The organism is Homoserinimonas aerilata (genome assembly GCF_006716125.1).
In the GTDB taxonomy this organism is placed as follows: Bacteria; Actinomycetota; Actinomycetes; order Actinomycetales; family Microbacteriaceae; genus Homoserinimonas; species Homoserinimonas aerilata.
On the sequence record NZ_VFOM01000001.1, the window covers coordinates 126,054 to 145,347 of the forward strand.

Here is a 19,294-nt window from a genome sequence, read left to right on the forward strand (position 1 = left end):
TCGTCTTGTCGGCTGCTCGTCAGCTGGCTTTTTTCTCGCTGACCGCGACGGTGATCGCATGCTCGGCGACGGTCGGCTCGAGCAGCCGATAGCGGACGCCGTCGACTGTCGCGTGTCGTCGCGCGACGGCCACCGTGCGCGGGTCGACGCGCAGGCCGCGGCCATCGGCCTTGAGCACGGCCTCGATGCGCGTCCAGTGCCGTAGAGGGTCGGCGGATGCCCCGGCGACGGCGGTGATCGCATCCGCCGTTCGCGTGCTGCCGGAGCGCGGCTCCACGTCGACGCCGACGGCGGCACCCCACGCTGCGGCGACCGCGACCACGCCGGGGGAGTGCGAGACGCTGACCGCGAGGTCGCCTTTCTTGAGGCGAGGTTTGCCATGCTGGCGACCGCAGTCGGGGCAGGTGGCGTCGAAGGCGACGGATGCGGCGGGCACGTCCGTGAGGCGGCCTACGAGCTCGCGCAGCAGCATCCGCCCCCACAGGAACCCCTCCGCCGCAGTGAGGGATGCGGTGCCGTCGTAGCGTTCGCGCTCGGCCGGGCTCAGCAGGGCGAGCGCGCGATCATGGTGCTCGGCCAGCTCGTCGACGCGCGCCCAGCCGAAGTGGGCGCCGTGCCCCAGATCGGTGAACGTCAGCACGCCCCAATTCTCGCAGGCCCCCGCACCCCGCCCGCACCCCGCCCCCGCCCGCACCCCGCACCCCGCCCCGCCAAAATCGAGGAGCTTTTCGGCGGTCAGCGCGAGATGAAGGACTTTCTTGCTCGACTCCGTCTGTTCGTCCTTGTTTTCAGGGCGAGAGCGCCGCGTTCCTCTCCCTGCCGCGATCTTCGCTAAACTCGCAGGGCTGGCCTCTGTAGCTCAACGGAAGAGCAACTCCGTCCTAAGGAGCAGGTTGGGGGTTCGAATCCCTCCAGGGGCACCCTGTGCGTATGCTCGTTGACCTGCGGGTCGAGGTGCCGCGTTCTACGCGGCAGTCTTGAGACCCCAACGTTTGCAGGCGGGCTGGTCTCGAGACCACGGCGCGAGAGCGCCATACCTCGACCAGCGGGTTAGTGGTGTTTCAGGGGCCACTTGGCGACATGGGCGACAGATCTAGCTGTACACCTATGTCGCTAACTGTCGTCTGTACCTTCGGCGCTGCTGTCCTGCGTTCGGCGCGAGCGGAGCTGGCCGCTGCAGTGTCAGCGGCTGCGGGTACCGTTCCGTGCATGGCCGAGAGGATTCAGGACTGGTGGGCGCGCCGCCAGTTCTCGCGCGGGGCTGAGGTGCCCTACCCGGTGGGCACGTATCGGGATGCGTGGGCGCAGTTCCCGGCGCTGGTGCGGCAGTACCATCCCGAGTTCAACGGCGGGATCACCCTCACGCAGATCCCGCCTGCTGCCGAGGTGCTCCTGCTGTGGCAGTGCGAGTTCGGGCACAAATTCGTCGCGACGCCCACCGAGCAGCGTGAGCGGCCCGGGCGAGAGCGACGGCGATCATCCTGGTGCCCGGAATGCTTCGCCCAAGCGAAGCCGCGGCCGGTACAGGCCGGCATCGCGGTGCCGTCGAAGGCGAAACCCAGGCGCCCCGCGCCGCCGGTGTGCGACAAGACACCACTGCTGCCCGTCGGCGAACCGTTCGCCAGTGTGTGCGCGCCGAAGCCGGCATCCGCGGTCGAAGCGCAGTTGCGAGCAGACCTGTTCGACCGAATCGAGCAGACCCAGGGCGTGAACGCGGTGCGCGTTGCGCGACCGTTCTTTCGACACCTGGAGGTCTGGCCAGACATCCTGCTGCCAGAGCTTCGCATTGCGATCGAGTACGACAGCACCGGACGCCACGGGCTCGAGCACGTCGGCAAGAAGGAGCAGGCCGATCGCCGCAAAGACCGCGCACTTCGCGGCGCCGGATGGGAGGTCGTGCGCATCCGCGCCGGCAAGCTGCAGCCGCTCGGGCCGTACGACCTGCAGCTGTCATCCGTGACCGAACGCGCACTGGGCCGACTGATCGACCGGCTCCGCGACATCCGCGGCTCGTTCATGGTGGATGCCTACCTGCTGTGAGCGCATGGTGCAGAGTAGGCGCATGAAGACCATCATCATCACGGGGGCGAGCGACGGCATCGGTGCGGCCGCCGCGCGGCAACTGCACTCCGACGGCCACAGCGTGGTCATCGTGGGGCGCTCGCCGGAGAAGACCAAGCGCATCGCCGATGAGCTGGGCGCACCGTTTCACATCGCCGACTTCGCGAGGCTCAGCGAGGTGCGACAACTGGCGGATGCTCTCGCCGCCGCCCACCCGCACATCGACGTTCTCGCCAACAACGCCGGCGGCATCTTCGGCAGCCGCGAGCGCACCGAAGACGGGCACGAGAAGACGATGCAGATCAACCACCTGGCACCATTTCTGCTGACCAATCTGCTGATGCCGACGCTGCTGGCGAGCCGCGCATCCGTCATCAACACCTCCAGCGCCGCAGCGAGGCTCTTCGCCCGCCTCGACGTCGACGACCTCGACAATGAGCGCAGGTTCACGATCAACAAGGCGTATGGGGATGCGAAGCTCGCCAACATCCTGTTCGCGCGCGAACTCGACAGGCGCTTCGGCGACGAGGGGCTGTCGGCGGCGGCGTTCCACCCGGGCGTCGTCGCGACGAGCTTCGCCTCAGACACCACCAGCTTCATGCGGATCGCCTACCGCACACCCCTGCGGCACCTCATGCGGCTGCTCACCCCGGAGCAGGGTGCCAGCGGGCTCGTCGCGCTCGCCGAAGGAGCACCCGGCGTCGACTGGGTCTCGGGCGAGTTCTACGAGAACCAGCACATCGCCCGAACCAACCCGCAGGCCTACGATGCCGAGCTCGCTCGCAGGCTGTGGGAGGTCAGCGCGGCGGCGGTGGGCCTCGCGGAATCCGACTGATCGCGTTTGCGCGGAGTCGTCGACGAATTTGCGCAGCGAGCCAGCCGCCGCGGGTTCTGAGCCCTCAGATGGTCTTGCGCATCTTCACGGTCACGGTCTCGTATCCGAGGGATTCGTACAGCCCCCGTGCCGTGTGGTTGAACCCGAAGACGCTGAGCCCCATGGTGCTGGCGCCCTGGGAGCGCGCATACTCTTCGGCGAGTCGCATGGTCGCCCGGCCGAGGCCCTTCCCGCGCTGCTCCGGATCTATGACGATGTCCCAGATCCACCATGACCGGCTGTCCCCAGACGTATCGCGACCGACCCAGAGATAGCCGACGACCGCCCCGGCGTCATCGACGACGTCGAACACGGCGTTGTCCGCCGTTGGGGCGTGTGCGGGGAACTCGCCCGCGAGGCTCTCGGCGGCGTGCCGGCGGGCATCCTCCGGTGACTCTCCTGACTCGATGAGATCGGATTCGTACTCCTTGCGGCTCCGCTCGAGCCAGGCAGGAAATTGCTCGACGCTGATCGGGACAAGGTGGACGGTCATCCGCACAGTCTGGCATCTGCCTGCATGGGGGCGTTCTGTGCGCCGCTCGGTAGGCTCGCCCCATGAATCCGTACCGTCGTCCGCACATCGAGACTCGGCAGTTCTCGGATGCCGCCGGTCAGGTCATCGAGTACGGCAACCGGTGGGGCGCCGACTCGCCGCCCGACGACTCGTGCAGCGTCACCTCGAACCTGGAACGTTACCTCCCGCTGCACACCGTCGCCGCCGCGCTGATCGAGCACCTCACCGCCGCCTACGATGTGAGCGTCGACGACGACCTCGCGAATGGGGCGGACATCCTGCACGAACGCGACGACATCATCCGGGCCGTGCGGATCGTGCCGCGCGACCCGGCGGCGGCCCCGCTCACCTTCGTGTTCACCTCCTTCCCCTCCGTGATCGTGCACGCCGGCACCCTCGTCGATTTCCTGTTCCCGTTCTGCGGATGCGACGCCTGCGACACCCCGTGGGAGTACGAGGTCGACGAACTGGAATGGCGAGTGCTCGCCGTCGTCGCCGGCGGGCTCAGCGAGCGCCACAGCGGGAGGGAGTTCGGGCACACCCTTGAGGCAGTCGATGGCGGTGCGAGGTCGGGCGGGGAGTCGCTGATCGAACAGGTGGCGCCGGAGCGGCTCGCTGCCGCAGCATCCGTCATCGATTCCGTTCCCGACGGCTGGGCGAGCTGGCCGCCCTCGCCCTCCCCGCTGCAAGGTGACGCCTCGGCGTAGAGGGTGTAGACCAGAGAGCGAAGGGTGGCGAGCACATGAGAATCGCAGTCGCGGGAGGAACCGGGGCCGTCGGCCGGCACGTCGTCGACGTCGTGCGGGAGCGCGGGCACGAGCCGGTCGTGCTCGCTCGGTCGCAGGGCATCGACCTCGTCACGGGTGTGGGCCTCGCGGAGGCGCTGCAGGGCGTGACCGCAGTGATCGACGTGGCCTCGGTGCAGACCCAGTCAGCGGATGCCTCGAAGCAGTTCTTCGGCACGGTCACGACGAATCTGCTCCAGGCAGAGAAGGCTGCTGGCGTCGCGCACCACGTCGCGCTCAGCATCGTCGGCAGCGACAAGGCGCCATACGGGTACTACGCGGGCAAGGCGGAACAGGAACGGGTCGTCGCTGCCGGTGACGTGCCATGGACTCTGCTGCGGGCGACCCAGTTCCACGAATTCGCGGCGCAGATGCACGGGCAGATCATGGTCGGCCCGCTCATGCTCGTACCCAGAATGAGATCGCGGCCCATCGCCGCGCGTGAGGTCGCGGAACGGCTCGTCGAACTCGCCACCGGTGTGCCGGCGGGGCGCGTGCGCGACCTCGTCGGGCCCGAGGAGAGGCGGATGGCGGACATGGTCAGGGCGTACTCCGCCGCCATCGGCGGGCGCGGTCGCATCGTGGAGGTGCCGCTGCCGGGCGGGTTCGGCAGGGCGCTGCGCGACGGCACGCTGCTCGGCGAGGCGGATGTCGACCACGGCGTGCAGACGTACGAGGAGTGGCTGGCGGCGCTACCCGGCGCGTGAGGGCCTGCGCCCGCAGGGTGGCCCCGCCGGGCGTGTGAGGGGTCGCAAAGTGCCCTTCCGGGCGCACGCGGAGGGCACTTTGCGACCCCTCGCGCGATCTGCGGCCGCGACTTCGCGCCGTCAGCGACCTCGCGTGCGATCAGCGCAGAGCCGCGATCGCCCGTGTGACGGCCTCACCCGCGCGCGCCGTCGCATCCGCCAGCTCGGCCCCGTCGAGCAGACTCGCGACGATCGTGGCGGCGAAGATGTCGCCGGCACCCTTCGCGGCCGTGGGTAGGCGCTCGTGTTCCTGCACCGTGCTGATGCCGTCGGCGGTGACGATCGCGTTGGCCACCGTCGAAGCGTCGCCGCCCGTCGCGCTCGTCACCACGACCCAGACGCCGGGCCGAACGAGGCCCGCTGCGGCCTCGAAGACGCCGTCGATTCCGGATGCGCGGGGCGCGTCAGCCGTCAAGAGCCCGAGTTCGAAACGGTTCGGCGTGAGCCCCGTCGCCAGCGGAACCAAGTGCTCGCCGTACGACGCCGCCACCGCCGGATCGGTGTAGAGGCCCACATCGTCGTCACCCATCGCGGGGTCGACGACGAGCTCGACGCCGGGCACCGCATCCCGAAGCCTGCCGAACCAGTCGGCGATTATGGCGGCCTGCCCCGGATGCGCGAGGTAGCCGACGAGCACGAAACGCAGCGACGCGAGCGCATCGAGAGTGAGCAGGTCGTCGAGCATGCCGGCCAGCCATTCGTCGGGCACCGGCCCGCCGTGCAGCACCGGGTAGTGGGGGAGCGTGCCCAGCAGCACCGTCGGCAGTTGCACGCAGCGGTGCCCCGCCTCGGTGAGCACGCGCGCCGACGCCGTGTTGCCGACCGCGCCGTACGCCACCTGCGAGCTGATGACGACGACCTCGACGGGGCGGCGATCCATCTCCCAGCCGCTCGTCAGAACGGAGTCGCTTGTGTGAGCAGAGCCGCTCACGTCGCCGGCCAGTACATGCTGTCGGGCGTCGCGCGCGAGCCGAACACGGCCTGGCCGACCCGCACGACGGTCGCGCCCTCCTCGATTGCGGTCTCGAAGTCGCCGCTCATGCCCATCGACAGCTCGTCGAGGGCGATGCCTTCGGGGGCGTTGTCGCGCATCCGGTCACGCAGTTCGCGCAGCAGCACGAAGCATCCGCGCACCCGCTCGATGTCGGGGGAGAACACGGCCAGCGTCATCAGACCGCGCACGCGCAACCGCGAGAAGGTGGGCAGCTCGGTGATGAACGCGGCAACCTCCTCGGGCGGCAGGCCGAACTTGCTGTCCTCCTGCGAGGTGTTCACCTGCACGAAGACGTCGAGCGTGCGGTCCTCAGCCTCGAGGCGCCGATCGAGAGCCTCCGCCACGCGCAGACTGTCGAGCGCCTGGAATTCGGATGCGAAGCGCGCCACATACTTGGCCTTGTTGGTCTGCAGATGGCCGATGACCGCCCACCGCAGGCCCTCGATGTCGGCCAACTCCTCAGACTTGCGCAGCGCCTCCTGCACCTTGTTCTCGCCCAGGAAGGTCGCCCCGGCGGCGATCGCGTTGCGCAGCCGCTCCTCGGGCACCGTCTTGCTCACCGGCAGGAGGCGCACCTCGCCGGCGTCGCGATCGGCACGCGCTGCTGCGGCGGCGATGCGCGCGTTCACGGCAGCCAGGTTGTGGGCGAAGTCGTCCACCGACTGCGCGGTCTCGAACTTCGTGAGCTGGGCGGGCGCGGGCTGGGCGGGGCCTGTCTGGGGTGCGGGGTTCGGGGTGTCGTCGTTCACTGCTGCGCTGGGCTCCCTCATGTCTGCCGTACTCGCCCCAGTCTACGGAGCGGGTGCCGGGGCATCCGGATGCACACCCCACGGCCCGCGCGCTGGCTGAGTTGCCGCCAAACGCTCTTCCTGCTGCCGATGAAGAGCACTTAGGGGAAACTCAGCAGCGGGGCGGCCGCCGAAGGTGTGAATCCGCGCAGAATCGCCGCAGAGTTCGCGCAGAGTCCCGCCCCCGAGCTTGTGGCTGCCGCCCCCGTGCTGAAACGTGGAGGATTCGATCGCGATCCGAAAGGCAGCAACATGCTCACATTGACCGACACCGCCAGCAACATCGTCAAGGCGATCATCGACCAGAACCCGGGCGCCGAAACCGTCGGCCTGCGCATCAACGCCCCCGAGACGGGCGCCGAGCTCGGGGTGGGAATCGCCGAAGCACCCGAGCCGGCCGACGCCGTCATCGAGCAGGACGGCGCGCGCGTCTACCTCGACGAAGGTGCCACACTCGTGCTCTCCGACAAGGTTCTGGATGCCCAGGTCGCCAGCGACGGCTCCGTCAGCTTCGCCGTCGGCCAGCAGTAGGGGCAGCGACTCGACCCCGCCCGCCTGACACTTCGCGACACGGATGTACCAGTGCACTTGGCTGCTCTGTCGCGAAGTGTCCGGTGGGCGATTCGGGGGCCGGTCTCGAGACTGCACGATCGCTCCGCGCTCGTGCACCTCGACCAGCGGGTTGCCCCGGGGGCCGGTCTCGAGACTGCGCGATCGCTCCGCGCTCGTGCACCTCGACCAGCGGGTCATTTTGCTGGTTGAGGAGCGAGGAACGAGCGTCTCGAAACCTCACCCGCAAGCGAGCCGGGGCACCTCAGAGCCGGGCCGCGAGTCGCGTGCCCTGCTCGATGGCGCGCTTCGCGTCGAGCTCGCCCGCGACATCCGCACCTCCGATGACATGCGGGGTGACCCCGGATGCGATGAGTTCGTCGGCGAGTTCGCGCACCGATTCCTGCCCGGCGCAGATGACGATCGAGTCGACGGCGATCGCGGCCCGGGTGCCGTCCGCGTGGGTGATGTGCAGCCCGTCGTCGTCGATGCGGTCGTAGCTGACGCCGGAGATCTGCCGCACCTGCTTGTGCTTCAGCGACGCCCGGTGCACCCATCCGGTGGTCTTGCCGAGCCCTGCGCCGATGCGGCCGGGCTTGCGTTGCAGCAGCACGACCTCTCGCGGTGATGGTGACGGTTGCGGTTTCGTGAGCGAGCCCGCAGCATCCGCCGGGTCGGGGGTGACACCCCATTCGCGCTGCCATTCGGCGAGGTCGAGGGTGGCGGAGCTGTCGTGGCTGAGGAACTCGCTCACGTCGACGCCGATGCCGCCTGCGCCGATCACGGCCACCCGCCGGCCGACCGCCTTCCTGCCGAGCACCGCATCCGGGTAGCTGATGACGGACGGGTGGTCGATGCCGTCGATTGTGGGAACGCGCGGCCGTACCCCCGTGGCGATGACGACCTCATCGAAGCCGCTGAGTTCGGATGCTGTGGCGCGCGTTCTGAGGCGCACGTCGACGCCGTTCTCGGCGAGCTGCCGGGTGAAGTAGCGGATCGTCTCGGCGAACTCCTCCTTGCCGGGAATGCGCTGGGCGATGCCGAACTGCCCGCCGATGCGCTCGCCCGCCTCGAACAGCGTGACGGCGTGCCCGCGCTGCGCCAGCCCGAGCGCCGCCGACAGCCCGGCCGGGCCCGCACCGACGACGGCCATGCGCCCCCGCCGCCGCGTGGGCGCCAGCACGAGCGTCGTCTCCCGCCCGGCGCGCGGGTTGACGAGGCAGCTCGCCTCCTTGCGTTCGAAGGTGTGGTCGAGGCAGGCCTGGTTGCAGGCGATGCAGGTGTTGATGAGATCGGATGCCCCGGCCTGCGCCTTGAGCACCCAGCCCGGGTCGGCGAGCATGGGCCGCGCCATGGCGACGAGCGCGGTGCTGCCGCGCGACAGGATCTCCTCCGCGACCTCCGGCATGTTGATGCGGTTGGCGGCCGCCACGGGGATGCTGACCTCACGCGCCAGCTTCTCCGTCACATCGGCGAATGCGGCCCGCGGCACACTCGTCACGATCGTCGGCACCCTCGACTCGTGCCAACCGATGTCGGTCGTGATGATCGTCGCCCCGGCCGCCTCCACCTCACGCGCGAGCGTGACGATGTCGTTCCACTCCTGCCCGCCCTCGACGAGATCCGCCATGGAGAGGCGGTACAGGATGATGAAGTCGGGCCCGGCGGCCGCGCGACTCTGGCGCACGATCTCGACGGCGAAACGGCGACGCTTCTCGGGGGTGCCGCCCCAGGCATCCGTTCTCGTGTTGGTTCGTTCGCTCAGGAACTGGTTGATCAGGTACCCCTCGCCGCCCATGATCTCGACGCCGTCGTAGCCGGCCTCGCGGGCGAGGCGCGCGGCGCGGGCGAAAGCGCGAACGGTGCGGGCGACGCCGCGGCTGCTGAGCGCGCGCGGACGGAACGGCGTGATCGGCGACTTGATGGCGGATGCGGAGACGCTGAACGGGTGGTAGGCATAGCGTCCGGCGTGCAGCACCTGCAGGGCGATCTTGGCGCCCTCCGCGTGCACGGCGTCGGTCATCACCCTGTGCCGCCTGGCCTGCAGCCGGGTCGTGAACTTCGCGGCGAACGGCATGAGCGTGCCGCGCAGCGTCGGCGAGAAACCGCCCGTCACGATGAGGGCGACGCCACCGCGGGCGCGCTCCGTGAAGAACGCGGTCAGGCGCGGCACGTCGCGGGCGCGGTCCTCGAGGCCCGTGTGCATCGAGCCCATGATGACCCGATTCTTCAGCGACGTGAACCCCAGATCGAGGGGCGCGAGCAGGCGGGGAAACGACGTCGTCATGCCCTCAAGTATGGCGAGGCGGGCCGCAGGCGCCACGTCATTGCGCGGCGTCCACAGCGGAACGGGCGGATGCGTGTGCCCCGGTTGTCGATTCCGTTGCGAAGCCGCCGGTCGAGGTGGTGCCCTCTGAGTTGTTTCGGGGGTTGGGCTTCGAGACGAGCGCCGTGGACGGCGCTCCCTCAGCCCGCAGGACTACTCGCTGGAGAGTTGTAACCCACGTCGAAGGGCCAACCCGTATACGCCTCGGCCAGGTACGTGCGCCCCGCCTCCGAGCTGGTGACGGTTTCGAGTTCGCCGTAGCGGCGCTGCCGGTCGAAGGGCTGCTCGTCGGGGGTGGCGTGCAGCATGGAGGTCATCCAGTAGGAGAACTGTTGGCCGCGCCACACGCGCCGCAGTGCGGTGTCGGCGTAGCCGTCGAGTTTTTCGGTGCTGCCGTTGTCGTAGTAGGCGCCCATCGCATCCGCCAGTACGAGCACGTCGGCGATGGCCAGGTTCATGCCTTTCGCGCCGGTGGGCGGCACCGTGTGGGCGGCGTCGCCGGCGAGGAACAGGCGCCCGTGCCGCATGGTTTCGCAGACGTAGCTGCGGAACTGCAGCACATCCTTCTGGAAGATGGGCCCCTCCAGGAGGTCGACGCCGTCAACCCTGGCCTGCAGTTCGTCCCAGATGCGGGCGTCGCTCCAGTCGTCGGTCTTCGTGTCGGTGGGCACCTGGAAGTACATGCGCTGCACGGTTTCGCTGCGCTGGCTGATGAGCGCGAAGCCTCGGTCCGCGGCCGAGTAGATGAGCTCGTCGCTGCTGGGGGCGGCATCGCACAGGATTCCGAACCATGCGAAGGGGTAGGCCCTGAAGTAGTCGCGGCGGTCGGCATCCGGGATGCTGCGCCTGGCGATGCTCTGCGAGCCGTCGGTGCCGGCGATGAAGTCGCACTGGATCTCGTGTTCGGTGCCCTGGGCATCCGTGAAGGTGATGGTGGGGGTGTCGCTCAGTTGGCCGTGCAGTTCGGCGTCGGATGCTTCGAAGCGGATGTCGGCGCCGGCGGCGAGGCGCGAGGCGACCAGGTCTTTGAGAACTTCGTGCTGCGGGTACAGGTACACGGAGCGTCCGACGAGCGCGGGGAAGTCGATGCGGTGGCCTTCGCCTTTGAAGCGCAGTTCGATGCCGTCATGTTTGTGGCCTTCGCGCAGCACGCGGTCGGAGACGCCTGTACCTACGAGCACGTCGACGGTGCCCTGTTCGAGGATTCCGGCGCGGATGGTCTTCTCGATGTCGTCGCGGCTGCGTTTGTCGATGACGACGGAGCTGATTCCGGCGCGGTCGAGGAGGTGCGAGAGGAGCAGACCTGCGGGGCCTGCGCCGATGATGCCGACCTGGGTGCGGATGGGTGTTGCCATGGGGACTTCCTTGTCTCTGCGGTCGCGCACTGCGATCGTGGGCTGTCGCGTGTGCTGTGCCGTGAGCATCATTCTGGGCACGCCGGCAGCAGAGCCCAAGCTAAATCTCATTCAATGGGATATGGATTGCTGCGCTCGCATGGCCTGCGACATCCCCTGCGCCGCCGCCTTCAGCAGCAGGATCGTCGACTCGTGCCGCGTCTCCTCGCGCGGCAGCACAACCGAGAGCGCTGCCAGCACGGCACCGCCGGGCACCCGCACGGGCACCGCGATACCCGTCGACTCCGGTGCGATGTAGCCGGGCGCGATCGCGTGGCCCAGACTGCGGATCTCGGCGAGTTTCACTCTGAGGGCATCCGGGTCGACGATCGTCTCGGCCGATCGCGGCACGAGCGGCCCGTCGAGCACCCGCTGCTGGAGCTCGTGCTCACCGTAGGCGAGCAGCACGAGCCCCGAGGAGGAGGCGTGCAGCGGCAGGCGCCCCGCGATGCGCGTGATGTTGGCGCCCGAGTTGCGGTCGCTGAGCCGCTCGATGAACAGCGCCTCATCGTCTTCGAGCACGGCCAGCTGCGTGTGCTGGCGCACCTTCGCCTGCACATCCTCCATGAACGGGGTCGCGATCTGGCGCAACCGCAGCGCCTGTGAACCGCGCATGGCGAGCTCCCACAGTCGCATGCCGACGTGCACGTTGCCGCGTTCGTCGCGCTCGAGCAGGCCGTATTCGGCGAGTTCGCCGACGAGACGGTGGGTGGTGGATGCGGGCAGTCCGGTGCGGCGGGCGATGTCGCTGATGCTTCGGCTGCTGCGGTCGGTGTCGAAGGTCTCGAGGATGCGCACGACCCTGCTGATGAGGGAGTCACCGCTCGGGGAGTTCGCCATGCCCCTAGCGTCTCACGGCGTCGCCGCTACGAGAGTGTCGTGCCTGCCGTCATCACCATGAGCACGACGATTCCGACGGACAGCAGGATCGGCGGGAGCACGTACACGAGGATGTAGACGACGAGCGGCGCCTGGCCTCCGCCGGTGACCCTGCGCACGTGCACGGTGCGCACGATCAGGTAGATGAACATCGACAGCAGCATCCACCAGGGGGATGCGGCGGCGGTGAAGCCGAGCTGGTTCAGCGCCTGGCGGTCGCGGTAGCCGAGCCAGATGCTCGCGACCAGGAACACCAAACTGGCGACGGCGTTGACTCCGAGGAACCCCAGGTAGGTTTCGACGAATGAGGCCGGAACCGCTGCGGAGGCGGCATCCGGATTCTGTACGAGCTCCGCCAGAACGGCGATGAAGGTCGGCCCGAAGGCCAGGACGGCGAGGACGACCATCAGCACAGAGAAGATGATGGGAGAGACCACGAGCCACCAGACGGCGGCAGTGTTGCTTGTGCTGGGCGGTGGGGTCCAGTTCTGGTACGCGCTCGTGCGCGGAGGGGCGACGGATGCTCCGGGCGCGGCAGCGACAGGGAACCCGCCCGAGGTGCGGGTGAGGGTGTGCTGCGTGAGCCCCGCGGCGTCGCTGCTGGGGTCGATCGCGGGCAGCGTCTGGCCGCCGGAGAGCTTGGCCGGGCCGAGGCCGAAGCCGGTGCCGAGCAGGCTGCTGGGCGGAACCGGGGCGGGAGCGACGGGGAATGCGGGCGCGGCCGGGGCCGCCTGCGTCTGGGCTGTCTGCATGGGGGCTGCCTGCATCTGAGGCGCTTGGCTCGCGGCGGGTGTCACCGCTGGGGGCGCCACCGCGGTGGGGGAGGCGGGCCCGATGTTGATGGGGCCGCCCCAGGAGGGGAGGGATGCCTTCCAGGCGTCCTCGCTGAGATCGCTGTTGGCGAGCGGTTGGTTCCCGGGCGCGACAGGCTGTGGCGCGGGAAGACCGCCCAGCTCCTGCGGGGCCAGCTGGCCCGACGGGTACTGCGCGGATGCCTGCTGCGCGGCAGCCTGCTGCGCCTGCAGTTGCGCACGCAGTTGCGCGTGCGGATCTGGAGCGCTCGGATATCCGAAAGGCTCGTTACTCACGCCGGTTCCCCCTCCGGTCTGTGCCTTGACAGCTCAGGATAGCGGCCGAATATACCGCGAGGGAATCCCCTAAGTGAGGGAGGCTGAGAAAACGTCGCGACCGCACCCCGCGTTGCTCGGCCTCCCGTGCCCGCGGCCCCACCTCCTGCGGTGGTCGCCACGGCTGTGTTTTGTCGCGACGGCTGCGGAACTTTCCGCAGCCGTCGCGACAAAACACAGCCGTCGGGGCAGGGAGTGCGCGCCGCGGGCGGGCGGCAGCGAGCTACAGCGGGTTACAGCGAGTGGCGGCCGCGGGCGGAGGTCTTCGCCGCCGGGCGCGCCGCCTTGGCTGTGGCATCCGTGGTCTGCGCCGGGGTGCGCTTCGGCTGGCTACTCTTCGGCTGGGTGCGCTTCGATGGCGTGCGGGTCGTCACCGTGGAACCCTTCGCGGCGAGCGTGGCCTTGCTCGGCTTCGCGGCGGGTTTCGCTGCCGCCTTCGCAGCAGCCTTCGCCGGGGCATCCTTCGCGGCGGCGCCCGTGCTCTTCTTCGCGGCGGGTGCGGCCTTCGCGGCGCGGGCCGGCGTGCTGCGCGGTCGCGGTGCCGCCTTCGCGGGAGCCCCAGCTCCGGTCTCAGTCCCAGCCTCAGCCGAGGCCTCGGCCGCCTCCTGCTCGTCGTCGCGCGGCCGCGAGAACGGCAGCTTGTGCGCGAGCGCGGCGAGCTTGCCGCCGATGCGAACGGCGGTGCGGATGCGTCGTGGCGCCTTCACGGAGCCGACCACGGCATCCTTCGCCCGCAGTTCGGCGAGGTCGTCGACGTCGTAGACGGGCGCGGGTCGCTGGAAGGGTGCCGTGTGCTGCGTCCAGGCCTTGCCGTCCCACCAGCGCCGGTGATCGCCGCCATCAGGATCGGGGTACCACCCGGCCGGGAGTCGGATGTGCTGCAGATCCGGCATGGCGCGACGACGACCTTTCTGTGGGTTGACTCAAGTCTTACCGCTCGACCGCCCCCATCGGGGGGAGGAATCGCACAGATTCGTAACAGTTTCTTGGCCAGAGGCTACGACTGGCCCTCAGCCGGCCGCATCCGTCGCACGGTGTAACCCGACGGGAGGAGGCGCCGCGCCGGCATCCGCGCCTATCGTGGGGTGGGTGAAGAGACTCATCCTCGTGATCACTGCCGCGCTGGGCCTCGCTGTCGGTCTGCTGCCCGCGACTGCCGCATCCGCCGATGTCGACGATTTCAGTTTCGCCAGTTTCGACGGCCAGTACCACTTGGGCACGGATGCTGAGGGCCGGTCGACGCTGCGGGTGGTCGAGACGATCGTGGCCGTGTTCCCTGATTTCGACCAGAATCGGGGCATCCGGCGCATCCTTGTCGATCGCTATGACGGTCATCCGACGGGCCTGAACGTTGTCTCCGTAGTCGATGAGGCCGGCCAGCCGCGCGAGTATGAGCTCGACGGCGAGGAACTCACGATCGCCGGTGACGACTATGTGCACGGCGAGCAGACGTATGTGATCGAGTACACGCAACAGGATGTGACCCGGTATTTCTCCGACACGGATGCCGACGAGTTCTATTGGGATGTCAACGGCGTCGACTGGTCGCAGCAGTTCGGCGAGGTGACGGCCACCGTTCAGCTCGAGGCGTCGCTCGAGGCGCGGCTCACCGGCGATGTCACGGCCGTCTCCGGTTCGGCGGGTGAGGCGCAGCCCGCGACGGTCGATGGGCTGAGCTTTGCGGCCCACGATCTCAGCCCGGGTGAGACGCTCACCTTCGCGATCGGCTTCGAGCCGGGAACCTTCGAGGCACGCGACGGCGGTTTCGGCGCCGCGCCGTGGCCGTCGGTGTCGCTCGGCGCTGCGCTGCTGGCCCTTCTCGGGGTGGGCGGTGCGGGCGTGCTGCGCGCCACGCGGCTGCGCGACGCCCCCGGCCGCGGCATCATCGTGCCCGAATATCTGCCCCCGAAAGGCGTCGGCGTGCTCATGTCGGCGCTCGTGGCAGGAAAGACGGCGCACCAGACTCCCGCGCAGATCATCGCGCTCGCCGTCGCCGGCAACATCCGCATCGTCGAGCTCGGCTCCGTCAAGGAAGGGAAGAAGGGCCGCTATCGCCTCGATTTCGTCACCGCCGACGGCGCGGGCGACTACGAGCGCGGCATGCTGCATGCCCTCTTCGGCAAGGAACTCACCCCGGGTGAGCACCGCGAACTCGGCAAGGCCGACAGCACGGCGGCCGGCCGCATCGCGAAGCTTGTGGCGACAGTGCCGAAGGATGCTGTCACGCAGGGTTATCGCCGCAAGGTGCGGGCCGGCGCGATCTCGGCCGTGCTGGGCTTCACCGCTGTCGCGGCTGTCGTCGGCGCGCTGTTCGCCGTCATCTCACTCGATCAGGCGTACGGCGGGGCATGGCCGGGCCTCTTCCTGGGCGCCTCCATCACGGCGGTCGTCGTGGCCTGCATCCTGCTGTTCCGCACACCGCTCGATGAGAAGGGTGTGGAACTCAAGGAGTACCTGACCGGGCTGGAGCAGTACATCGCGCTCGCCGAGGCTGACCGCATCCGCTTCCTGCAGTCGCCGGAGGGGGCGCTGCGTGAGCCGATCGCCACCGACGACGAGGCGCAGCTGGTGAAGCTGAACGAGCGCCTGCTGCCCTACGCCATGCTGTTCGGACATGAGAAGCGCTGGGCGCAGGAGCTCGGGGTGCACTATGAGAACCTCGGAACCCAGCCCGGCTGGTATGCGGGGCACAGCGGGTTCAACGCGGTGCTCTTCGCGAGCAGCATCGGTTCCGTCGCCACCAGCACGGCCTCCTCCTACAGCGCGTCGAGCGGTGGCTCCTCCGGTGGGGCCATGGCGGGCGGTGGCGGAGGAGGCGGAGGCGGGGGCGGCGTCTGACCCCGCACATCCGGGGGCGCAGCCTCGGGTGACGCGCGAGAAGTCGACGCTACCCTTGTACGGTGCCCCGCAGTCCTCTCACTCCGTCTCCGTACGAGACCCTCGGCGTGCACCCCGGCGCGAGTGACGACGAACTGCGCAGGGCGTATCGTCTGATGCTCCGCAAGACGCACCCGGATACGGGCGGCGACCCGAAGCGCTTCCACGCCGTGCAGCACGCCTGGGAGCTCATCGGGACCCCGCAGGCCCGCGCCGCCTGGGATCGCGGCAAGGGTGCGCCCACCGAGCGGAGCCGCGCAAGCTGGGCACCCGCCGCGCCGCGCAAGCCTCGTGACAGCCGCCCTGCCGCCCGCGCCTTCGGGCATCCGGGCGGGCACAATCGTGAGCGCTATCTCACGCTGATGCGCGAATGGGTGGGCCGCGGTGTGCCCCTCGCCGACCCGTACGCCGCCGACCTGGTGCGCTCGGCGCCGCGCGACATCCGCCATCTGCTGGCCGATGCGCTCGCCGAGGAGGCGACCGCCACCCAGCTCGCCGAGCTCGGAATCGGGTTCACCCTGTGGCATGACGTGGCCACGAATGCCGCCGTCGTGCCCGCCAAGCTCGACCACATCGTTCTCGGGCCGAGCGGCCTCTTCGCCGTGCAGTCGGAGGACTGGGGCGGCGAGATCGGCATCCGGCGCAACGAGGTCGTCGGCGACGTGCTCGCGGCCGGCGAGAGGCCGCTGCATGATCTCGCGGTGCGTGCCAAGGCGGTCGCGCGGGCGGCCCGCGTGCGCTTCACGACGCTCGCCATCGTGGTGCCCGACGACGCCATCGACGAGGCGCTCACAGTGGGCCGGATGCGCGGAATCGCCACAGCGGTCGTGCACCGTTCGCGACTGCCCGGCCTCATGCGTGCGGGCCTCGACGGGGCGCCGCAGCTGGGCGGCACCGAACTGTTCGAGGTGCGCACGCGCCTGCAGGAGGCCGTGAGATTCGCTGAATAGCCTGTGTGGGCTGTCGGCCTTGCGGGCCTATGGTGGAAGCAACGAACCCCGGGGAAAAATCCACGTGAAGATCATCAGCTACAACCTGCGAAACAACCGTGCCAGCGGGGAACTCTCTGACCTCGTCAACCGTTTCGAGGCCGATCTGCTGTGCCTGCAGGAGTCGGACACGACGACGCTCATGGAGGAGGTCGGCGGCCTGCGTCTGGCCGATTCGACGCGCCGCAACAGGCTGGGCCTTGCGCTGTACTACCGCAGTGAGAAGTTCACCTGCACAGCGACGAAGGCGTTCGAGCTGAAGAAGTCGCTGCACGACCACGTGATGAAGCCGGCTCATGAGCGGCTGCTCGCCAGCCGCCTCACCGATCTGGAGAGCGGGCGCGAGTTCATTGCCGCGTCGTTCCATGCGGCACCGTTGACGGCGCTCAATTCGTTGCGCCGCGAGCAGATCCGGTCCGCGCATGAGCAGCTGCACGACATGGGCCCGGGGCTGCCCACGCTCATGGTCGGCGACTTCAACTACCCCATCTTCAAGAACCAGCTGAGCAGGCGCATCGTCGCATCCGGTTATGACCTCACGCTCAGCGACAACCGCACCTACACCCGCTACAAGTTCTTTCGTGGGCACTTCGATCTGGCCACCTCGATCGGTCTGCAGATCGACAATGTCGAGACTCTGCCGCGCGGCACATCCGACCACATGCCCATCCTTGTGACGGCTGACTTCGGCGATCAGGTGAACGAGGGGCGCGAGCAGCACGTAGCCTAGGAGTAGGTGCCCGTTCCGTGCGGTCGCCGGGGTGGAGGACCAGACGTGAGCGAGTGCATTCACGGTCTCGACGAAGTGTTGTGCGATGTGTGCACGCCGAAGGCTGCGCCGACGGCGCCTCCCAAGCCTGTGCGCTCCACCACGCCCCGCCGCGGTTCGGGCCGTTCGCCGCGCAACGCCGCACCCATGAAGCCGCCCGTGAGTCTCGTCGAGCAGCGCATCTTTCATGTGACGCACATCCGCAATCTTGAGCGCATCGTCGCATCCGGTGGCCTTCTGGCGGATGCCCATGGTGCGGCCCCCGAGGTCGACATCTCGTCGGGCAGCACCCGGCAGGAGCGCCGCGAGGCGCCCGTCGGCGATGGTGATGGCGCCGACAACAAGGTCGCCCAGTTCGTGCCGTTCTTCGTGTCGCCTGATTCTCAGCTGTGGCGGGGCATCCGTTCCGGTGTCGTCGACCCGCGTCTGAGCGCTGAGGCGCGCACGCACACCCCCGCCGATTTCGTTGTGCTCGTGAGCACCATCGGTGCGGCCGGGCGCGAGAACCTGGTGGTCGCCGATGGTGACGCCGCCGCCGAGGGAACGCGCTTCGCCGTCGACCCCGATGCGGGGGAGCGCGAGCTGCGCCGGATGCTCGCCGAGGCCGCCGAGATGGCCGCAGCAGACGAGGGGGCCGACGCATCCGTCGATGTCTCTCCGCTGTCGCGCGCCGAACTGCTCGTGTGGGAGTCGTTCCCGTTCGAGTCGATCTCGCTCATCGGTGTCGCCAACAGCAGGGCGCGTGACGAGGTGCGCGAGGCGTTGCGTTCGGCGTCGCACGCGCCGCGGGTGTCGATCCACCCGCCCTGGTTCGCCAAGGCGTAGTCACTCTGCGGGGGCTGTGGCCTCTGCTTCGGCTTTCGCTTCGCCCAGCGTCTCGCCTGTCGCGTCTTCGGCCGTCAGGTCGTCGAGCGCTGCGCCGCCGATCGGCTCACCAGCCCACTGCACGAGATCCCAGCCGGTGGCGAATGAGCCGTCGAGCACGACGATGCCCGTGTTCTCGAGCGGGTTCTCGGCCGTGAACATGGGGTCGATGTTGCGCGCATTGGCGGCCACCCACACGCGGATGGCGGCGCCGTGGCTGACGACGGCGGCCGCGGACGCGCCGGAGCCGGCGATCGCTGAGAGGTCGTCGTTGTAGCGCCCGAAGAAGTCGTGACCGTTCGGCCCGCCCGGCATGGCCACGTCGAGCTGCCCGCTGCCCCACGCGAAGACGGTCTCCAGGTAGGCGCGCACCGACTGCTTGTCGTTCAGCCCCTCCAGTCGGCCCGCCTCGATCTCGTGCAGGCCGGGCCGGATGCCGACGTCGAGTCCGCGAGCGCCCGCGAGGGGTGCCGCGGTGAGGTGGGTGCGCAGCAGGGTCGACGCATACAGGGCGTCGATGGGCTGCTGCTGGAGCGCATCCGGAATCGCCGCCGCCTGCCGCAGGCCGAGCTCCGTGAGACCCGGCCCGGGGTGTGCGGTGTCGAGCTGGCCGAGCACATTGGCGGGGGTCTGACCGTGGCGGATGAGGAGGAGACGCATGGTCTCCACCATAGGCGGCGGGCCTGAGGGAATACCCGGATACTCATGCGGTTGTATGGAGTTGGGTCAAAGGCGACCGACCGCCCATCGAGCCACGG

19 protein-coding genes and 1 tRNA gene are annotated in these 19,294 nt (G+C 69.1%); 10 read left to right on the forward strand and 10 right to left on the reverse strand.

Features of this window, described 5'->3' with window-relative positions; all coding sequences use genetic code 11:
- Positions 1 to 19 precede the first annotated feature (19 nt).
- Positions 20 to 640 (reverse strand): 4'-phosphopantetheinyl transferase family protein, encoded by a 621-nt coding sequence (locus FB562_RS00560; protein WP_141879361.1) that lies wholly within the window; start codon positions 638 to 640, stop codon positions 20 to 22.
- Between the two features lie 208 nt (positions 641 to 848).
- Between FB562_RS00560 and FB562_RS00565 the strand changes: the two genes are divergently transcribed.
- The 3 genes from FB562_RS00565 to FB562_RS00575 all read left to right on the forward strand — a co-directional run bounded on the left by FB562_RS00565 (position 849) and on the right by FB562_RS00575 (position 2,896).
- Positions 849 to 920: transfer RNA gene (locus FB562_RS00565), tRNA-Arg, on the forward strand.
- A gap of 289 nt (positions 921 to 1,209) precedes the next feature.
- The gene (locus tag FB562_RS00570; RefSeq protein WP_141879362.1) at positions 1,210 to 2,040 is read left to right on the forward strand and encodes a zinc-ribbon domain-containing protein; all 831 of its coding nucleotides are present in this window, start codon (positions 1,210 to 1,212) and stop codon (positions 2,038 to 2,040) included.
- Between the two features lie 22 nt (positions 2,041 to 2,062).
- A complete protein-coding gene (locus FB562_RS00575; RefSeq protein WP_141879363.1) occupies positions 2,063 to 2,896 on the forward strand; it encodes an SDR family NAD(P)-dependent oxidoreductase in 834 nt (277 codons plus the stop codon).
- A gap of 64 nt (positions 2,897 to 2,960) precedes the next feature.
- On the opposite strand, the gene FB562_RS00580 is transcribed toward FB562_RS00575, so the two are convergent.
- Entirely contained in the window at positions 2,961 to 3,428 is a 468-nt protein-coding gene (locus FB562_RS00580) for a GNAT family N-acetyltransferase (protein ID WP_141879364.1), read from the reverse strand.
- Between the two features lie 62 nt (positions 3,429 to 3,490).
- Here FB562_RS00580 and FB562_RS00585 point away from each other — a divergent pair, with 62 nt between their 5' ends.
- Positions 3,491 to 4,156 (forward strand): DUF6226 family protein, encoded by a 666-nt coding sequence (locus FB562_RS00585; RefSeq protein ID WP_141879365.1) that lies wholly within the window; start codon positions 3,491 to 3,493, stop codon positions 4,154 to 4,156.
- A 35-nt stretch (positions 4,157 to 4,191) separates the two neighbouring features.
- On the forward strand, positions 4,192 to 4,941 hold the full coding sequence (locus tag FB562_RS00590; protein ID WP_141879366.1) for an SDR family oxidoreductase: 750 nt from the start codon (positions 4,192 to 4,194) through the stop codon (positions 4,939 to 4,941).
- A 139-nt stretch (positions 4,942 to 5,080) separates the two neighbouring features.
- On the opposite strand, the gene FB562_RS00595 is transcribed toward FB562_RS00590, so the two are convergent.
- Positions 5,081 to 5,911 carry a PfkB family carbohydrate kinase gene (locus tag FB562_RS00595; protein WP_141879367.1) on the reverse strand — a complete coding sequence of 277 codons (831 nt, stop codon included), beginning with the start codon at positions 5,909 to 5,911 and terminating at the stop codon, positions 5,081 to 5,083.
- Entirely contained in the window at positions 5,908 to 6,744 is an 837-nt protein-coding gene (locus FB562_RS00600; protein WP_141879368.1) for a YggS family pyridoxal phosphate-dependent enzyme, read from the reverse strand. Before FB562_RS00600 ends, FB562_RS00595 begins: the two co-directional genes overlap by 4 nt.
- Positions 6,745 to 7,014: 270 nt before the next feature.
- On the opposite strand from FB562_RS00600, the gene FB562_RS00605 reads away from it, so the two are divergent.
- Positions 7,015 to 7,293 (forward strand): iron-sulfur cluster assembly accessory protein, encoded by a 279-nt coding sequence (locus tag FB562_RS00605; protein WP_141879369.1) that lies wholly within the window; start codon positions 7,015 to 7,017, stop codon positions 7,291 to 7,293.
- A 283-nt stretch (positions 7,294 to 7,576) separates the two neighbouring features.
- On the opposite strand, the gene FB562_RS00610 is transcribed toward FB562_RS00605, so the two are convergent.
- The 5 genes from FB562_RS00610 to FB562_RS13700 all read right to left on the reverse strand — a co-directional run bounded on the left by FB562_RS00610 (position 7,577) and on the right by FB562_RS13700 (position 13,930).
- Positions 7,577 to 9,598, reverse strand: a complete 2,022-nt coding sequence (locus FB562_RS00610; RefSeq protein ID WP_141879370.1) for an NADPH-dependent 2,4-dienoyl-CoA reductase — start codon at positions 9,596 to 9,598, stop codon at positions 7,577 to 7,579.
- Between the two features lie 179 nt (positions 9,599 to 9,777).
- Positions 9,778 to 10,992 carry a 4-hydroxybenzoate 3-monooxygenase gene (locus tag FB562_RS00615; protein ID WP_141879371.1) on the reverse strand — a complete coding sequence of 405 codons (1,215 nt, stop codon included), beginning with the start codon at positions 10,990 to 10,992 and terminating at the stop codon, positions 9,778 to 9,780.
- A gap of 111 nt (positions 10,993 to 11,103) precedes the next feature.
- Positions 11,104 to 11,871, reverse strand: coding sequence for an IclR family transcriptional regulator (locus tag FB562_RS00620; protein ID WP_141879372.1), 768 nt, complete (start codon positions 11,869 to 11,871; stop codon positions 11,104 to 11,106).
- Positions 11,872 to 11,897: 26 nt separating this feature from the next.
- Entirely contained in the window at positions 11,898 to 12,998 is a 1,101-nt protein-coding gene (locus FB562_RS00625) for a hypothetical protein (RefSeq protein ID WP_141879373.1), read from the reverse strand.
- A 272-nt stretch (positions 12,999 to 13,270) separates the two neighbouring features.
- Positions 13,271 to 13,930: a DUF2510 domain-containing protein gene (locus tag FB562_RS13700; RefSeq protein ID WP_141879374.1), complete on the reverse strand. Its 660-nt coding sequence runs from the start codon at positions 13,928 to 13,930 to the stop codon at positions 13,271 to 13,273.
- A 196-nt stretch (positions 13,931 to 14,126) separates the two neighbouring features.
- On the opposite strand from FB562_RS13700, the gene FB562_RS00635 reads away from it, so the two are divergent.
- The 4 genes from FB562_RS00635 to FB562_RS00650 all read left to right on the forward strand — a co-directional run bounded on the left by FB562_RS00635 (position 14,127) and on the right by FB562_RS00650 (position 18,497).
- A complete protein-coding gene (locus tag FB562_RS00635) occupies positions 14,127 to 15,875 on the forward strand; it encodes a DUF2207 family protein (RefSeq protein WP_246081284.1) in 1,749 nt (582 codons plus the stop codon).
- A gap of 62 nt (positions 15,876 to 15,937) precedes the next feature.
- Positions 15,938 to 16,864 carry a J domain-containing protein gene (locus tag FB562_RS00640; protein ID WP_141879376.1) on the forward strand — a complete coding sequence of 309 codons (927 nt, stop codon included), beginning with the start codon at positions 15,938 to 15,940 and terminating at the stop codon, positions 16,862 to 16,864.
- Positions 16,865 to 16,928: 64 nt separating this feature from the next.
- Positions 16,929 to 17,633, forward strand: a complete 705-nt coding sequence (locus FB562_RS00645; protein WP_141879377.1) for an endonuclease/exonuclease/phosphatase family protein — start codon at positions 16,929 to 16,931, stop codon at positions 17,631 to 17,633.
- 45 nt (positions 17,634 to 17,678) lie between these two features.
- Positions 17,679 to 18,497 (forward strand): DarT ssDNA thymidine ADP-ribosyltransferase family protein, encoded by an 819-nt coding sequence (locus tag FB562_RS00650; RefSeq protein ID WP_141879378.1) that lies wholly within the window; start codon positions 17,679 to 17,681, stop codon positions 18,495 to 18,497.
- Here the strand turns inward: FB562_RS00650 and FB562_RS00655 are convergent, their stop codons facing one another.
- Positions 18,498 to 19,196 carry a histidine phosphatase family protein gene (locus tag FB562_RS00655; protein ID WP_141879379.1) on the reverse strand — a complete coding sequence of 233 codons (699 nt, stop codon included), beginning with the start codon at positions 19,194 to 19,196 and terminating at the stop codon, positions 18,498 to 18,500.
- Between the last annotated feature and the right edge of the window lie 98 nt (positions 19,197 to 19,294).

Bases quoted from the DNA above. Each gene is read 5' to 3' on its own strand.
- FB562_RS00570 (WP_141879362.1), top strand. From the start codon at position 1,210: ATGGCCGAGAGGATTCAGGACTGGTGGGCGCGCCGCCAGTTCTCGCGC.
- FB562_RS00575 (WP_141879363.1), top strand. From the start codon at position 2,063: ATGAAGACCATCATCATCACGGGGGCGAGCGACGGCATCGGTGCGGCC.
- FB562_RS00580 (WP_141879364.1), bottom strand. From the start codon at position 3,428: ATGACCGTCCACCTTGTCCCGATCAGCGTCGAGCAATTTCCTGCCTGG.
- FB562_RS00585 (WP_141879365.1), top strand. From the start codon at position 3,491: ATGAATCCGTACCGTCGTCCGCACATCGAGACTCGGCAGTTCTCGGAT.
- FB562_RS00590 (WP_141879366.1), top strand. From the start codon at position 4,192: ATGAGAATCGCAGTCGCGGGAGGAACCGGGGCCGTCGGCCGGCACGTC.
- FB562_RS00600 (WP_141879368.1), bottom strand. From the start codon at position 6,744: ATGAGGGAGCCCAGCGCAGCAGTGAACGACGACACCCCGAACCCCGCA.
- FB562_RS00605 (WP_141879369.1), top strand. From the start codon at position 7,015: ATGCTCACATTGACCGACACCGCCAGCAACATCGTCAAGGCGATCATC.
- FB562_RS00610 (WP_141879370.1), bottom strand. From the start codon at position 9,598: ATGACGACGTCGTTTCCCCGCCTGCTCGCGCCCCTCGATCTGGGGTTC.
- FB562_RS00615 (WP_141879371.1), bottom strand. From the start codon at position 10,992: ATGGCAACACCCATCCGCACCCAGGTCGGCATCATCGGCGCAGGCCCC.
- FB562_RS00620 (WP_141879372.1), bottom strand. From the start codon at position 11,871: ATGGCGAACTCCCCGAGCGGTGACTCCCTCATCAGCAGGGTCGTGCGC.
- FB562_RS13700 (WP_141879374.1), bottom strand. From the start codon at position 13,930: ATGCCGGATCTGCAGCACATCCGACTCCCGGCCGGGTGGTACCCCGAT.
- FB562_RS00655 (WP_141879379.1), bottom strand. From the start codon at position 19,196: ATGCGTCTCCTCCTCATCCGCCACGGTCAGACCCCCGCCAATGTGCTC.